Origin of the sequence: Catenuloplanes indicus, from assembly GCF_030813715.1 — a bacterium.
Classification (GTDB): domain Bacteria; phylum Actinomycetota; class Actinomycetes; order Mycobacteriales; family Micromonosporaceae; genus Catenuloplanes; species Catenuloplanes indicus.
The window spans coordinates 1524377-1539301 of sequence record NZ_JAUSUZ010000001.1 but is presented as its reverse complement, the minus strand read 5'-3'; the positions used below and the strand labels follow the sequence as shown (position 1 = coordinate 1539301).

The window sequence follows — 14925 nt, the reverse complement described above, 5'->3', positions numbered from 1 at the left end:
CCTTGGGGGTGAGGTCGGGGCGCGGGCGCTAGTAGCGGCGGTCGCCGCGCAGGGGGTGCAGCAGGGTCGCGCCGATCGCGCCGACCGGCGGGAACGAGCCCGGGTCGGTCACGCCGATCCCGGCCGGGCGGCGGCCCGGCCGCCAGGTGAAACTGCCGAACAGCTGGTCCCAGATGGACAGGTCGGAGCCGTAGTTGCCGGCCTCGGCGAGATCCGTGCTGTGGTGCAGCCGGTGCTGTTCCGGGCTGGCCAGCACGCGGTTCAGCCAGCCGATGCGCACGTCGATGTTGGCGTGCGTGAAGTAGCCCTGCACGACCACGAACAGGCCGACGAGGAAGACGGACGGCTCGGAGAACCCGGCCAGCGCGAGTGCCAGTTGCACCGCGCCCTGGGCCAGCACGATGTCGAGGACGTGCGAGACGCCGTTGTTGCCGACGTTGACCTTGTCCGGCAGGTGGTGGATGCCGTGCAGTTTCCACAGCCAGCGGTTGGTGTGCCCGAGGCGGTGCATCACGTAGCTGCCCAGCGATCCGGCGAGCAGGGCCAGCGGGATCTCGGCGGCCGGCGGCAGGGCCGGCACGGGCGCCGCTACCGCGTTCACCAGCCAGGACACCCCGAACTGGGCGATGCCGCCGCCGAGCAGGGTGAGCAGGAAGTAGATGCCGTACGAGCGCCACTCCCGCCGGCTCGGATGCCAGGCCGGTTCGTACGGGATCAGGCGTTCGAGGGTGGCGAAGTAGGCGATCGTGCCGAGCAGGAAGAGGAAGTTCGCGATGCCGAGGTCCCACCCGAGCCTCGGGGCTGCCACACCGGTCACCACCATGGCCGCGAGGAGCACGGGGTAGGCCAGCACGCGCAGGGCCGCGCCGGCCCCGGTGGCGAGGATCGCCGGCGCGGCCACGACGGGTGCCGGGCCGGGCTGAGCTGAGGTGTCCATATCGCCTCCATTAGCGACGTGAATACAGATCCGGGGCAGGCCGAATGGCGCAGTGAGCCGTTGGCTCAGAGCGGCGGCGATGCTTATGAATTGGGGCGTGTTTCCCGGTTGGCCGAATCCCACTTTCTCTACTGCCGACGGCAAAAAGGGGTGTCACCCGGGTCGTCTCAGCGAATCCGCCCCGTACGGATTACGCCACTCCTCGGCGTGACGAAAACACGACGCACAGTCAACCGGAAGCGTTCCCAAGATCGGAATACCTCGCGTTCGGTTCCGGCCGTCAGGAAGTTGACAGATGGGGCGCGTATTGGAGTGGGTCGAAGTATTGCGGATGACGCACCGATGGGATACGTGCCGGCTTGTGCGAAACGGCTTTCGATCGACGCGAAAATCCCATGTGCGGCGCGCGGTATTAAGCCGATGCGTCCAGCCGCTGAAAGGCGCGTTGCGGAGATCGAGAATAGCGCCAATTTGAATTGGCGCCAATTTGAAAGGTAATCCGCCGGGCGCGAATATTTGAAATCGCGATCGCCCAGCTCGTCATGCGCGGAGTGCCGGCCGGACGCCGCGGCCCGTCAGCCCGCCGGTCCGGGCGCGGCCACGGCTCCGTTCGCCGAGCCGCCGGGGTGCGTTCCCGCGGGACGGGGGGAGGCGTGGATTCCCATGCCCGCCTTCCCGCTGCCGAGCGGCTCGTCCGGGGCCCGGCGGTCACTCCCCGCGTCGCGCGGCGGCCACGGGTGCGGTGGTGAACGGCGATGCCCGCCGCTGGAAGCGGCGGGCATCGCGGGTTGTGCGTCCATGCCACCCTCGGCTCCCGCGGGGAGGAGCACCGGCGACGACCGGTGCCGCGGGAGCGTACGGACGGTGACCACGCCGGAAGCGCGAGCATCAAGGGCTCCGCGCTTCCGGCCGGGCGAGGTCAGATCGGTTTCGCGGCGGGAGTCTCCTCGGCCGTGCTGGCCGTGTTCTCCGGGGTCTCGTGCGGTGCGGTGGGGTGGCGGCGTTCGAGGGCGGCACCCTCGACGTCGACGTTGGGCAGGATGCGGTCGAGCCAGCGCGGGATCCACCAGGCGGACGTGCCGAGCAGGTGCATGACGGCCGGGATGAGCAGCATGCGGACCAGAAACGCGTCGGCGAGGACGCCGAAGGCGAGGCCGAAGCCGATCGAGCGGATCATCGTGGTGTGGCTGAAGATGAAGCCGCCGAAGACGGAGATCATGATGATCGCGGCGGCGGTGACCACGACGCGGCCGGCGTGTACGCCCTGGCGGACGGCGAGCCGGGCGGGAGCGCCGTGCGCGTAGGCCTCGCGCATGCCGGAGACCAGGAAGAGCTGGTAGTCCATGGCGAGGCCGAACAGGATGCCGATCAGGATGGTGGGCAGGAAGCTCAGGATCGGGCCCGGGTCGTGCACGTCGAAGATCTGGCCGAGCCAGCCCCACTGGAAGATCGCGGTGATGCCGCCGAACGTGGCGAACAGCGACAGCACGAAGCCGAGCGTGGCGGTGACCGGGACCAGGATCGAGCGGAACACGAAGATCAGGATGATCAGGGACAGGCCGACGACGACCGCGAGGTAGCGCGGGAGCGCGTCGGAGAGCTGCTCGGAGACGTCGATGTTGCCGCTGGCGCTGCCGGCCACGCCGAGCGTCACGTCGCCCTCGATCGGGGACATGGCGCGCAGGTCGCGGACGAGCTGGCCGGTGGAGACGCTGTTCGGGCCCTCGGCCGGGATGACCTGGAACGCGAGCAGCTGCTTGTCGTCGGAGAGGCCGATCGGCGCGACCGCGGTGACGTCCGCGTGGCCGAGCAGCAGGTTGCCGATCCGGACCTGCTCGGGGCGGGCGGCCTCCTCGTCCGCGACCGCGGCCGGCAGCTCCGCCACGACCAGCAGCGGGCCGTTGACGCCGGCGCCGAACGCGCGCTCGGTGATGGTGTACGCCTGGTACTGGGTGGAGTCCTCGGACTCCGACGAGCCGTCCGGCAGGCCGAGCCGCATGGACAGTGCCGGGATCGCGACCACGATCAGCACGGCCAGCGACGCGATCACGGTCAGGATCGCGCGCCCGGTGCCCATCGGCGCGGTCGGGGTGGTGTCGTGGTGCGGCTGCCCGATCGTGGCGCGCGCCTTCCTGGTGAGCACGCGCAGGCCGAGCAGTCCGAGCAGCGCCGGGGTGAGCGTGACCGCGATGATCACGGCAACCGCGACGCAGATCGCGCCGACCGTGCCCATCAGGCCGAGGAAGCCGATGCCGGTGATGTTCAGCGCGAGCAGCGCGACCAGCACGGTGGAGCCGGCGAACACGACCGCGTTGCCGGAGGTGCCGTTGGCCAGGCCGATCGACTCGTGCACGTCCATGCCGGCCAGCAACTGGCGGCGGTGCCGGTTCAGGATGAACAGGCTGTAGTCGATGCCGACCGCGAGGCCGAGCATCACGCCGAGCACCGGCGTGATGGAGAGCATGTCGATGACGCCGGACATGGCCAGCGACACGGTGACGCCGACGCCCACGCCGACCAGCGCGCCGATCAGCGGCAGCGCGGCCGCGATCAGCGTGCCGAGCATGACGATCAGCGTGATCGCGGCGACCACCAGGCCGACCGCCTCGCCGACGCCGAAGACCTGCGGCACGGTCTGGGTGATCTCGTTGGAGAAGTCCGCCTCGACACCGGCCGGGACGCCCTCGGTGACGTGGTCGACCACGCGCTCCTTGGTCTCCGGCGTGACGTCCATCTGCGCCTCGGCGAAGACGACCGCGGCGACCGCGGTGGTGTTGTCCTCGGAGACCGTGCGGATCCCGGACGACATCTCCAGCAGCTGGCGGCCGATGTCGAGCTTCGCGGCCTCCGCGTCCAGCCGGGTGCGGCCCGCGTCCAGCTGGGCCTGCTGCTCGGCCAGCTGCGCCTCCTGCGCGGCGAACTGGGCCGCGGCCGCGGGCGGTGCCTGCGCCTTCGCGGACTCCAGCTGCTGGCGGCCCGCGTCCAGCTGCGCCTGGCCGGCGTCGAGCTTGCCGCGCTCGGTGTCGATCTGCTGCTGGCCCGCGGCGAGCTGCTGGCTCTGCGCCGCGATCTGCTGTGCGGTGGCGAACGGGTCGCGGGTGGCGGAGACGCCGTCCAGCTCACCGGTGGAGGTCAGCAGCGCGCCGATCGCGGCCTGCTGCTCCGCGGTGAACGGCGAGCCGTCCGCGGTGTGGAAGACGATAGTGCCGGTGCCGCCGCTGGCCACCGGGAACCGCTCCGCGAGCTGGTCGGTGACCTTGGCGGTCTCCGTGCCCGGGATGGTCACCTGCGACGACAGCGCGCCGCCCGCGACGAAGTAGGCGGTGACGGACAGGCCCAGGATCACCAGCCAGGTGATCAGGACTGCCCACGCTCGCCGGGCGCTGAAGCGTCCCAGGCGATACAGCATCTCTGCCATGGTCCCTTTGCTTTCCGATCGTACGGTCAGTAGCCGGTGCGGATGTTGTCGATGAGCCGGTCGAGCAGCCGGGCCCAGAGCGCGAGCGCGGCCTCGTCGGTCGCGGCGCCGGTCTCGGCGATCCAGTGGTGCGCGATCACCTCGACGCCGTGCATGAGGGAGCTGACCAGCAATTCCGCGTCGAGAGAATCCTCGGCCGCGTTGCGCTCGGCCAGTTCACGAGCCAATTCGTCGGTGGTACGGGAGAACGTGGCCTGGAAGATCTGCTGCGGTCGTGGGTCGCCGGGACCGAAGCCGCCGAGCGCCTGCCAGATGAACGCGATCACGCTCGGCACGTCGGAGGCGCGCAGCGCGGCGGCGACCGCGGCGAACATCGACGCGCGGTTGCCGGGCTCTATCGGGCTGGCGGTGAAGACCGCGCGGAAGTTGTCGACCACGACGCGGAGCACGTCGGTGCACGCGGTGGTGACGATGTCGTCGATCGAGGCGAAGTGGTTGAAGACCGTGCGCCGGGAGACGTCCGCGCGCGCGGCCAGCTGGTCCACGCTGAACCGGGCCGCGCCGCTCTCCGAGATCAGCGCGGTGGCCGCCTCGATGATCGCGCGGCGGTGGCGCGCCTTGAGTGCGGCGCGACGGTCGGTGGGCAGCACGATCCTTACACTAAGTGCACCGTTGCACTCGGTGCAACTTCGTGTGACGTACCCCCTCTTTCGCATTGTTGCTGCTCACAGGCGAAACAGGAGGGAAACCGGTTCGTAAGCGAATGTGAATCGGTGTTGAAATCCACTTCAGAAAACGATGGTGATCGCATTGACATATGGATCTTCAAGCCACTAGAAGATTCATGTCGAGCCCTGTACCCCAGGGCCCCGTTCACGGAGGACCTTCGTGAGTCACCTCTCCAGCAGGGGGCGGCGGAGTCTCGCCACACTCCTGGCGTCCGGCCTCACGGCCGGCGCCGTCATGCTGCCGGGCGCGAGCCCGGCCAGCGCGGATCCGATAGAGACCGAGATACCCAAGGCCTCACCGGCCGAGGCGCTCGGCGCCGAGGACGCGAAGCTGCTCGCCGAGGCCGAGGCCAGCGGCAAGCCCACGGTGACCGTGCTGGTCGCCACCGACACCGGGCGGGCCGGCGCAGTCGCCGGTGAGCTGACGGCACTCGGCGCCACCGTCTCGCGCAGCGTCGACAAGCTCGGCTACGTGCTGGCCAAGGTCCCCACCGGCGCGGTGGTGCGCGCGGCCCAGCTGCCGAGCGTCGCCGCGCTCGACCTGGACCGGACGCTCACGCTGCCGGACCCGGCCGAAGGGCTGTCCGCGGGCGCGGCGGCGAAGGCGGCCGCCGGTCCCGGGGCCACCACGCCGGCCAAGAACCCGTACATGCCGACCGGCGACACCGGGTCGGTGGACTTCAAGAAGAAGAATCCGGCGTACGACGGCCGCGGCATCACGATCGGCGTGATGGACTCCGGCGTGGACCTGGACCACCCGGCGCTGCAGACCACGTCCACCGGCGAACGCAAGATCGTCGACTGGTTCACCGCGACCGACCCGCTGGAGGACGCGACCTGGCGCCCGATGGTGCAGCCGGCCGCCGGGCCGAGCGTCGCCTACCTCGGCGTCACCTGGACGCTGCCGGCGGGCAACCACTACATCAGCGTGTTCCGTGAGTCGGTCACCGCCGGTAGCGAGCCGGCCGGCGACGTCAACCGCGACGGCGACACCACGGACGCGTTCGGCGTGCTCTACGACCCGGTGACGCACGACGTCCGGGTCGACACCGACCTCGACCGCAGCTTCACCGACGAGACCGTGATGCGGCCGTACAAGGAGAAGTTCCAGGTCGGCCACTTCGGTACGGACAACCCGGCCACCGCGATCGCCGAGCACATGCCGTTCGTCGTGGAGTACCGCGAGGACTACCAGGGCTACGACTGGGTGAACGTCGGCATCGTGGAGAGCGCGCACGGCACGCACGTGGCCGGCATCGCCGCGGGCAGCAACATGTTCGGCAACGAGGCCTTCGACGGCCAGGCGCCGGGTGCGAAGATCGTCTCCGGCCGCGCCTGCAACTGGGGCGGTGGTTGCACCTACGCCGCGCTGACCGACGGCATGGTGGACATGGTGGTCAACCGCCGGGTCGACGTGATCAACATGTCGATCGGCGGGCTCTCCGGCCTGAACGACGGCCGGAACGCGTGGACCATGCTCTACAACCGCCTGATCAACGACTACGGCGTGCAGATGTTCATCTCCGCGGGCAACTCCGGCCCCGGCCTGAACACGCTCGGCGACCCGTCGACCGCGGCGGACGTGATCTCGGTCGGCTCCAGCATCAGCAAGGAGACCTGGCTGGCCAACTACGGCTCGGTCGTGAACACGGCGTACGGCATGCACCCGTACTCCTCCCGCGGGCCGCGTGAGGACGGCGGCTTCAAGCCGAACATCGTGGCGCCGGGCTCCGCCATCTCCTCGGTGCCGACCTGGCAGCCGGGCCAGCCGGGCGCGCAGGCCGGCTACTCGCTGCCGCCGGGCTACGCCATGTTCAACGGTACGTCGATGGCGTCCCCGCAGGCCGCCGGTGCGGCCGCGCTGCTGCTCTCCGCGGCTCGCGCGAACGACCGCGGGCTGACCCCGGCGCAGCTGCGCCGCGGCATCTACACCACGGCGTCGTTCATCAAGGGCGTCACCGCGTACGAGCAGGGCTACGGCCTGTTCGACGTGCAGGCGGCCTGGAAGCTGCTGAAGACCGACCTGGAGACGCGGACGTACACGTCCACGGCGCCGGTCTGCACGCCGCTGTCCGGCCTGATCGGCATCGACGACGAGCCGACGCCGCACCAGGGCCCGGGCATCTACAACCGGTGCGCCGCGTCCGAGGGTGGCCACAAGCCGGGCCAGGCGAAGACCTACCAGATCAAGATCACGCGGACGTCCGGGCCGGCCCGGGCGATCACGCACAAGCTCAGCTGGGTCGGCAACGACGGTACGTTCAACGCGCCGACGTTCGTCTCCGTGCCGCTGAACAAGACGATCACGGTGTCGGTCACGGCGAAGCCGTCCGCCGGTGCGCACGCGGCGCTGCTGAAGGTCGACGACCCGGCGACCCCGGTCATCGACTACGAGGTGATGACCACCGTGGTCGCCGCGGCCGAGCTGCCGGCGAAGAACTACTCGTTCTCCGCCTCCGGCAAGGTCGACCGGAACGACACCCAGTCGTACTTCGTCAACGTGCCGGCCGGTGCCGGTGCGCTGCAGGTCAACCTGTCCGGTCTGGCGGCCGGTTCGCAGACCCGGTTCATCGCGATCGACCCGTCCGGTGTGCCGCGCGACTCGACGTCGTCGGTCGACTGCTACACCAACTACGAGCCGGTCTCGCCGTGCAAGGGCATCGAGCGCGACTACCGGAACCCGGCGCCGGGCATCTGGGAGATCGAGGTCGAGTCGCGGCGCACGTCGCCGATGCTGTCCAACCCGTACACGATCACGGCGGCGGCGCAGGGCGTCACGCTGACCCCGGCGCTCACCGAGCTGGCCTCGGTCAAGGCCGGTGTCGGCACGCCGCTGACCTGGACCGCGAAGAACACGTTCGGGCCGATCAAGGCGAGCGGGCAGGGCGGTGCGCTGGGTAGCGTGCTCCAGACCCGGCCGACCATCGCGAACGGCGAGACGCTGGAGTACACGATCGAGGTCCCGGCCGGCACCACCCGCCTGGACGTGGCGATCGGCGGCACCAGCGACCCGATCGCGGACCTGGACCTGTTCCTCTACCTGGGCAGCTCCACCACGTACATCGCCCGCAGCGCGGACGGTGACTCGGAGGAGTCGGTGTCGTTGGCGAACCCGCCGGCCGGCACCTACCGGGTGGAGATCGACGGGTACGCGGTCCCGGCCGGCACGACCACGTTCGACTACCGGGACGCGTACTACTCGCCGGCGCTCGGCTCGCTCGCGGCGCCGCAGGCGTTCACGACGCTGGCCAACGGCGCGACGCTGACGGTGAACGGCACCGTCACGGCGGCCACCGTGCCGCCGGCGGGCCGCTCGCTGACCGGTGAGATGCAGGTGGTCACGGATCAGGGCGCGGTCGTCGGCACCGCGGTGGTGACCGTGGCGTCGGTGCAGTAACCGCACGTTCCCCCTGCGGCCGGGCCCGGCACGGATCCATGTCCGTGCCGGGCCCGGCCCGCTCATCCGCGGCGGCACCGGCAACGACCTGATCAGCGGCTCGCCCGCGGCTCCGGACACGCGGCGACGACGCCGGAGACCCGCAGCCCGGACGACCTCGTGTGTCGCTGCCGGACCGCCGGCCGGCGGCACCCCCGGTTAGGCTCGCCGGGTGCGAATCCTGGTGTACAGCCGGACGACGGGCTTCCGGCACGACTCGATCCCGGCCGGGGTGGCGGCGCTGACCGCGCTCGGCCGGGAGCACGGTTTCGAGGTCGTGGCGACCGAGGACCCCGCGGTGCTGACCCGGGCGGAGCTGGCCGGTTTCGCCGCCGTCACGTTCCTCAGCACGAGCGGCACGATCTCCGACGACCCCGCCGCGCGCGACGCCCTGGAGGGCTACGTGCGCGGCGGCGGCGGTTTCGCCGGCATCCACGCGGCCGCCACCACCGAGTACGACTGGCCGTTCTTCGGCACGCTGGTCGGCGCCCGGTTCGACACCCACCCCGAGGTGCAGCCGGCCCGGGTCCTGGTCGAGGATCGCACCCACCCGGCCACCGCGCACCTGCCGGAGACGTGGCCCCGGACCGACGAGTGGTACGACTTCCGCACCAACCCGCGCGACGCCGTGCACGTGCTGCTGCGCGCCGACGAGACGTCCTACTCCGGCGGGAGGATGGGCGCCGACCACCCGCTGGCCTGGTGCCACGACACGCTCGGCGGCCGCTCGTTCTACACCGCGCTCGGCCACACCGACGCCTCCTACGCCGAGCCCGCCATGCGCGCCCACCTGCTCGGCGGTCTCCGCTACGCCACCGGCCGCACCCCCTGACGCCACGGTCCCCGTGGCTTCCGGCGCCGGGCCGGGGTCGCGCAGGCTTCGGTGCAGCGTCGCGTGCCGGTGGCAGACCGTGTCAGGCATGGAGGCAGGGTTCTGCGCCGCGCTGACCGCCCGTCACGAGGGTGAGGACCGCCTGCTGTTCCCGGCGATCGCGGAGCAGCACCCGGGCCTGCGTGACACGCTGCGGTCGCTGGGACAGGACCACTCCATGATCGCCTACCTGCTGGCTGGTCTTCAGGCCGCCGTGGACCGGGCCGCCCCGTCCGCGGAGCTGGACCGGCACCTGGAGGGGGTGGCCGCGATCATGGAGTCGCACTTCAGGTTCGAGGAACGGCAGCTGCTGACGGTCCTGGAGACGCTGGCGCTGGACACCGATCCGCGGTCGGTGCTGGGCCCGCTGTGAGGTGGTGCGCGTACGCGTAACCGGTGAAGAACGCCGGCAGCTCCTCGCCCAGCGCGGCGTGCCGGAACACGTCCGCGGCCGCCCCGGCCCGGCCGGCGGACAGCGACGTCAGCTCCGCCGCGACGATCGACTCGACCAGCTCCGGGGTGACCGTGCCGCCGTCCGCCAGGGGCGTGCGGTGGTGGAGCCACTGCCACACCTGGCAGCGCGCGATCTCCGCGGTCGCGGCGTCCTCCATCAGGTGGTCCAGCGCCACCGCGCCGGTGCCGCCGAGCCACGCGTCGACGTAGCGCAGCGCCACGGACACGTTCGCGCGCAGGCCGGCCGCGGTGACCTGACCGGGTGTCTTGTCGACGGCGAGCAGGTCCGCCTCGGTGACGTCCACGTCGTCCCGGGTACGGTCCAGCTGATGCACCCGGCCGGCGAACGCGGCCCGGCACACGCCGACCAGGCCGGGGTGCGCGACCCAGGAGCCGTCGAAGCCGTCGGCGGCCTCGCGCTGTTTGTCCGCCCGGACCCGGTCGAGCGCGTCCGGCACGGCCGGGCCGGGGATGAACGCGGACATGCCGCCGATCGCGTACGCGCCGCGCCGGTGGCAGGTGCGGACCAGCAGCTCGGTGTAGGCGCGCATGAACGGCACCGTCATGGTGACGGCGGACCGGTCCGGCAGCACGAACTCCTGCCGCTGCCCGAGATTCTTGATGATGCTGAAGATGTAGTCCCAGCGGCCCGCGTTCAACCCGGCCGCGTGCTCGCGCAGCTCGTACAGGATCTCGTCCATCTCGAACGCCGCGGTGATGGTCTCGATCAGCACGGTCGCCCGGATCGTCCCGGCGGGCAGGCCGAGGTAGTGCTGGGCGAAGACGAACACGTCGTTCCACAGCCGCGCCTCGTGGTGGTCCTCGAGTTTCGGCAGGTAGAAGTAGTGGCTGCCGTGAAACAGCGCGAGCCCGAAGTCGAACAGGCTCGCCGGGATCGGCCGGCCGTCGACCACCACGTGCTTCTCCGCGAGATGCCAGCCGCGCGGCCGCACCACGATCGTCGCGGTCCGGTCGCCGAGCACGTAGCGCTTGCCGCGCGCGTCGGTGAAGTCCAGGCGGCGGTCCCGCGCGTCGATCAGCGTCAGCTGCCCGGAGATCAGGTTGTCCCAGGTCGGGGCGGTGGCGTCCTCGAAGTCGGCCATCCACACGTCCGCGCCGGAGTTCAGCGCGTTCACCGCCATCTTCGGCTCCGGCGGGCCGGTGATCTCGACCCGCCGGTCGCGCAGCCCGGCTGCGGCCGGCGCGACCTGCCACGAACCCTCCCGGATGTGCGCGGTCTCCGGCCGGAAGCCGGGCACCTGGCCGCCGGCCCACCGGGCGCGGCGCACCCGGCGGGCGTCCAGCAGCACGGTCCGGCGACCGGCGAACCGGCTGTCCAGCGCGACCAGGAAGTCCAGCGCCGCGGGCGTGAGCACCTCGTCGTACCGTGCGCCGATCGTGCCTTTGATCCGGTGTCTCATGCGAACTGCTCCGCCTCGGTCGAGCCGTGCAGCGCCGTGGTCTCCGCGGCCGGGTTGAGCACGGTGCTGATCAGGTCGAAGTAGCCGGTGCCGACCTCTCGCTGGTGCTTGACCGCGGTGTAGCCGCGCGCCTCCGCGGCGAACTCGCGTTCCTGCAGCTCCACGTAGGCGGGCATGCCGTCGGCGGCGTAGCCGTGCGCGAGGTCGAACATCGAGTAGTTCAGCGCGTGGAAACCGGCCAGCGTGATGAACTGGAACCGGTAGCCCATGTGGCCGAGCTCGCGCTGGAACTTCGCGATCGTGGTCTCGTCCAGGTGCCGGCGCCAGTTGAACGACGGCGAGCAGTTGTAGGCCAGCAGCTGGTCCGGGTACCGCTCCTTGATCGCGGTGGCGAACCGGCGCGCGACCTCCAGGTCCGGCGTGCTGGTCTCCATCCACAGCAGATCCGCGTGCGGCGCGTAGGCGAGCCCGCGGGCCACGCACGCGTCGATGCCGTTGCGGAACCGGTAGAAACCCTCGGCGGTACGGTCGCCGGTGACGAACGGCGCGTCCCGCTCGTCGACGTCCGTGGTCAGCAACGTGGCGGCCTGCGCGTCGGTCCGCGCGATGATCACCGACGGCACACCGGCGACGTCCGCGGCGAGCCGGGCCGCCTCCAGCGTCCGCACGTGCTGACCGGTCGGGACCAGCACCTTGCCGCCGAGGTGACCGCACTTCTTCTCGGCGGCGAGCTGGTCCTCCCAGTGCACGCCGGCCGCGCCCGCCACGATCATCGCGGTCATCAGCTCGTACGCGTTGAGCACGCCGCCGAACCCGGCCTCCGCGTCCGCGACGATCGGCGCGAGCCAGTCGGTGCCCTGGTCGCCCTCGGCCGCGGAGATCTGCCCGGCCCGCAGCAACGCGTTGTTGATCCGGCGGACCACCGCGGGCACCGAGTTGGCCGGGTAGAGGCTCTGGTCGGGGTAGGTGTGCCCGGCCAGGTTCGCGTCCGCCGCGACCTGCCAGCCGGACAGGTAGATCGCCTTCAGCCCGGCGCGGACCATCTGCACCGCCTGGTTGCCGGTCAGCGCGCCGAGCGCGGGCACGTAGTCCTCGTCGTGCAACAGTTGCCACAGCCGCTGCGCGCCGCGCCGGGCGAGCGTGTGCTCCTCGCGCACCACGCCGCGCAGCCGGATCACGTCCGCCGCGGTGTACGAGCGCTCGACGCCGTTCCATCGCGGGTCGGTGTCCCATTCGCGCCGTAGGTCTTCCGCCGTCATCACGCCACTCCTTCGTCGAAGGCCGGAAGCACACGGTCACACGGTCGCGGACCGGCGGTCGAGGCACGCAAGAAGCCAATTACTGCGAAGTTTCGGCGGTGGCTTGCCAACTTGTTAACCGGCATATTTACAGCACTGCCAACGCTCGGAGGCCGTCGATGACGAAGATCTTCGCCGGGGCGCGGCTGCGCCGGCTGCGGGAGGACCGCGGGCTGAGCCAGACCGAGCTGGCCCGGCACCTCGGCATCTCGCCCAGCTACCTGAACCAGATCGAGCACGACGTGCGGCCGCTGACCGCGCCGGTGCTGATCCGCGCGACCGAGCTGTTCGGCGTCGACCCGGGCGTGTTCTCCCCGCACGCCACGCCGCAGCTGGCCGCGGCGCTGCGCGAGGCGCTGGACGGCGCGGGTGGCGTCGCGGCGCTGACCGAGTTCGCCGGCCGGCTGCCGGACGTCGCGGAGGCCGTGATCGACCTGCACCGCCGCTATCGGCAGGTCGCGGATCAGCTGACCGAGCTGGTCGGCGACCGGGAGCAGCTCGGCCGGACCCCGCACGACCAGGTGACCGAGTTCTTCTACCGGCGGCAGAACTACGTGCCGGACCTGGACGAGGCGGCCGAGCGGCTGGCCGGCGCGATGGGACTGCGCCGCGGCGAGGTCCGCACCCGGCTGCGCGAGCACCTGGCCGAGCGGCACGGCATCGGCATCGCGCACGACGACGCCGGTGCGCTCGGCGGCGACCTGCACCGGTACCGGCCGCAGACCCGCACGCTGCACCTGTCCACATCGCTGCGGGCCGGGCAGGAGGCGATGCGGATGGCGGCCCAGCTGGCGCTGCTGGAGTACGCGGACGTGATCGACGAGATCGTCGAGGAGGAGCGCTTCGACGACGTGCAGACGCAGATCCTCACCCGGGTCGGGCTGGCCAACTACTTCGCGGCCGCGCTGATCCTGCCCTACGAGCGGTTCCTGGCCGCGGCGGAGCAGCGCCGGTACGACATCGAGCTGCTCACCGAGCACTTCGGCATGGGGTGGGAGAGCATCTGCCACCGGCTGAGCACGCTGCAACGGCCGCGGGCCCGGGGCGTGCCGTTCTCGTTCGTGCGCGTCGACCGGGCCGGCAACCTGTCCAAACGGCAGTCCGCGACCGGCTTCCCGTTCTCCCGCACCGGCGGCACCTGTCCGCTGTGGAACGTCTACGAGGCGTTCGGCGCCCCGGGCCGGGTGGTGACGCAGGTGGCCGCGATGCCGGACGGGCAGCGCTACCTGTGGATCGCCCGGACCATCACCCGGCACCACGGCGGGTACGGCCAGCCCGGCAAGGTCTACGCGATCGGGCTGGGCTGCGAGATCCGGCACGCGGGCCGGCTGGTCTACTCGGCCGGGACGGACCTGCACGACGTGGCCGCGGCGACGCCGATCGGCCCCGGCTGCAAGACGTGCGCGCGGTCGAACTGCCCGCAGCGCGCCGCGGCCCCGATCAACGGCCGGCTCGACCTGGACGAGAACCGCAGCACGTTCATTCCGTACCCGCTGCGTCCTTGACCATGGTGAGCAGGCGCAGCGCGTCGGCGGACGGCGTGCCCGGGTCGGCGTGGTAGACGACCAGCTCCTGCCCGGGCGCGGCACGCACGTCGAACGTGTGCATGCGCAGCGTGAGGTCGCCGACCTCGGCGTGGTGGAACGCCTTGACGTCCATCGACTTGCCGCGGGCCCGGTGGTCGGCCCACAGCGTGCGGAAGTCCGGGCTGTGCTCGGTGAGCGTGGCCAGCACGTCGCGGACCCGCGGGTGGTGCGGCGCGGCGCCGAACGCGAGCCGGAACCCGGCGACCGCGTTCGCGGCGGCCGTGGGCCAGTCGCGGTAGAACGTGCGCGCGCCGGGCGCGAGGAACAGCGTCAGCATCAGGTTGCGGGAGAAGGGGAAGCCGTCGAACAGCGCCTCGGCCAGCGGGTTCGCGGCGAGCACGTCGTAGGCGCGGCCGTACAGCAGCGCGGGGTTGCCCGGCCACGCGTCCATCAGCGCGAGCAGCGACGGGTCGGCGCGCTCCGGACCGGCGTCGACGCCGCCGCGCGGTGCCAGGCCGGCCAGCCGGAACAGGTGCATGCGGGCGTCCTCGCCGAGCAGCAGCGCGCTGCTCAGCGCGTCCAGCATCTGCGCGGACGGCGTGCGCTCGCGGCCCTGCTCCAGGCGCACGTAGTAGTCCACGCTGACGCCGGCCAGCATCGCGACCTCCTCGCGGCGCAGGCCGGCCACCCGGCGCGTACCGGTGCTGTGCAGGCCGACGTCGGCGGGGGAGACCTGGTCCCGGCTGCGCCGCAGGAAGTCGCCGAGCGGTGAGGAAGCCATGTGATCACTGTAGGCCGGATCGTGCGGACCGGCCTGGGTGCAGCGCACCCCCCCCG

10 protein-coding genes are annotated in these 14925 nt (G+C 71.5%); 4 read left to right on the top strand and 6 right to left on the bottom strand.

All coding sequences use genetic code 11. The annotated features are described in order from the left end of the window. Positions 1 to 28: 28 nt before the first annotated feature. From J2S42_RS07245 to J2S42_RS07235, 3 genes are all read right to left on the bottom strand, one after another. Positions 29 to 937 (bottom strand): sterol desaturase family protein, encoded by a 909-nt coding sequence (locus J2S42_RS07245; protein WP_307236498.1) that lies wholly within the window; start codon positions 935 to 937, stop codon positions 29 to 31. A 919-nt stretch (positions 938 to 1856) separates the two neighbouring features. Next, a complete protein-coding gene (locus tag J2S42_RS07240; protein WP_307236495.1) occupies positions 1857 to 4346 on the bottom strand; it encodes an MMPL family transporter in 2490 nt (829 codons plus the stop codon). 35 nt (positions 4347 to 4381) lie between these two features. Next, positions 4382 to 5005, bottom strand: a complete 624-nt coding sequence (locus J2S42_RS07235; protein WP_307236492.1) for a TetR/AcrR family transcriptional regulator — start codon at positions 5003 to 5005, stop codon at positions 4382 to 4384. A gap of 238 nt (positions 5006 to 5243) precedes the next feature. On the opposite strand from J2S42_RS07235, the gene J2S42_RS07230 reads away from it, so the two are divergent. The 3 genes from J2S42_RS07230 (at position 5244) to J2S42_RS07220 (ending at position 9763) form a co-directional block, all read left to right on the top strand. Further along, complete coding sequence (locus J2S42_RS07230) at positions 5244 to 8480, top strand: S8 family serine peptidase (RefSeq protein ID WP_307236489.1); 3237 nt, start codon at positions 5244 to 5246, stop codon at positions 8478 to 8480. A 211-nt stretch (positions 8481 to 8691) separates the two neighbouring features. Then, positions 8692 to 9351 (top strand): ThuA domain-containing protein, encoded by a 660-nt coding sequence (locus tag J2S42_RS07225; RefSeq protein WP_307236486.1) that lies wholly within the window; start codon positions 8692 to 8694, stop codon positions 9349 to 9351. A gap of 88 nt (positions 9352 to 9439) precedes the next feature. Next, positions 9440 to 9763, top strand: coding sequence for a hemerythrin domain-containing protein (locus J2S42_RS07220; RefSeq protein WP_307236484.1), 324 nt, complete (start codon positions 9440 to 9442; stop codon positions 9761 to 9763). Here J2S42_RS07220 and aceB read toward each other — a convergent pair. Beyond that, positions 9678 to 11264: a malate synthase A gene (aceB, locus tag J2S42_RS07215; protein ID WP_307236481.1), complete on the bottom strand. Its 1587-nt coding sequence runs from the start codon at positions 11262 to 11264 to the stop codon at positions 9678 to 9680. The two genes, J2S42_RS07220 and aceB, sit on opposite strands and share 86 nt — an antisense overlap. Further along, on the bottom strand, positions 11261 to 12523 hold the full coding sequence (aceA, locus tag J2S42_RS07210; RefSeq protein WP_307236476.1) for an isocitrate lyase: 1263 nt from the start codon (positions 12521 to 12523) through the stop codon (positions 11261 to 11263). The genes aceB and aceA overlap by 4 nt, the downstream gene beginning before the upstream one ends. Positions 12524 to 12681: 158 nt before the next feature. Here aceA and J2S42_RS07205 point away from each other — a divergent pair, with 158 nt between their 5' ends. After that, positions 12682 to 14067 (top strand): short-chain fatty acyl-CoA regulator family protein, encoded by a 1386-nt coding sequence (locus J2S42_RS07205; protein WP_307236472.1) that lies wholly within the window; start codon positions 12682 to 12684, stop codon positions 14065 to 14067. Here J2S42_RS07205 and J2S42_RS07200 read toward each other — a convergent pair. Beyond that, positions 14042 to 14869 (bottom strand): helix-turn-helix domain-containing protein, encoded by an 828-nt coding sequence (locus J2S42_RS07200; RefSeq protein WP_307236468.1) that lies wholly within the window; start codon positions 14867 to 14869, stop codon positions 14042 to 14044. The two genes, J2S42_RS07205 and J2S42_RS07200, sit on opposite strands and share 26 nt — an antisense overlap. Positions 14870 to 14925: the final 56 nt, after the last annotated feature.

Bases quoted from the DNA above. Each gene is read 5' to 3' on its own strand.
- aceB (WP_307236481.1), bottom strand. From the start codon at position 11,264: ATGAGACACCGGATCAAAGGCACGATCGGCGCACGGTACGACGAGGTG.
- J2S42_RS07245 (WP_307236498.1), bottom strand. From the start codon at position 937: ATGGACACCTCAGCTCAGCCCGGCCCGGCACCCGTCGTGGCCGCGCCG.
- J2S42_RS07200 (WP_307236468.1), bottom strand. From the start codon at position 14,869: ATGGCTTCCTCACCGCTCGGCGACTTCCTGCGGCGCAGCCGGGACCAG.
- J2S42_RS07205 (WP_307236472.1), top strand. From the start codon at position 12,682: ATGACGAAGATCTTCGCCGGGGCGCGGCTGCGCCGGCTGCGGGAGGAC.
- J2S42_RS07220 (WP_307236484.1), top strand. From the start codon at position 9,440: ATGGAGGCAGGGTTCTGCGCCGCGCTGACCGCCCGTCACGAGGGTGAG.
- aceA (WP_307236476.1), bottom strand. From the start codon at position 12,523: ATGACGGCGGAAGACCTACGGCGCGAATGGGACACCGACCCGCGATGG.
- J2S42_RS07240 (WP_307236495.1), bottom strand. From the start codon at position 4,346: ATGCTGTATCGCCTGGGACGCTTCAGCGCCCGGCGAGCGTGGGCAGTC.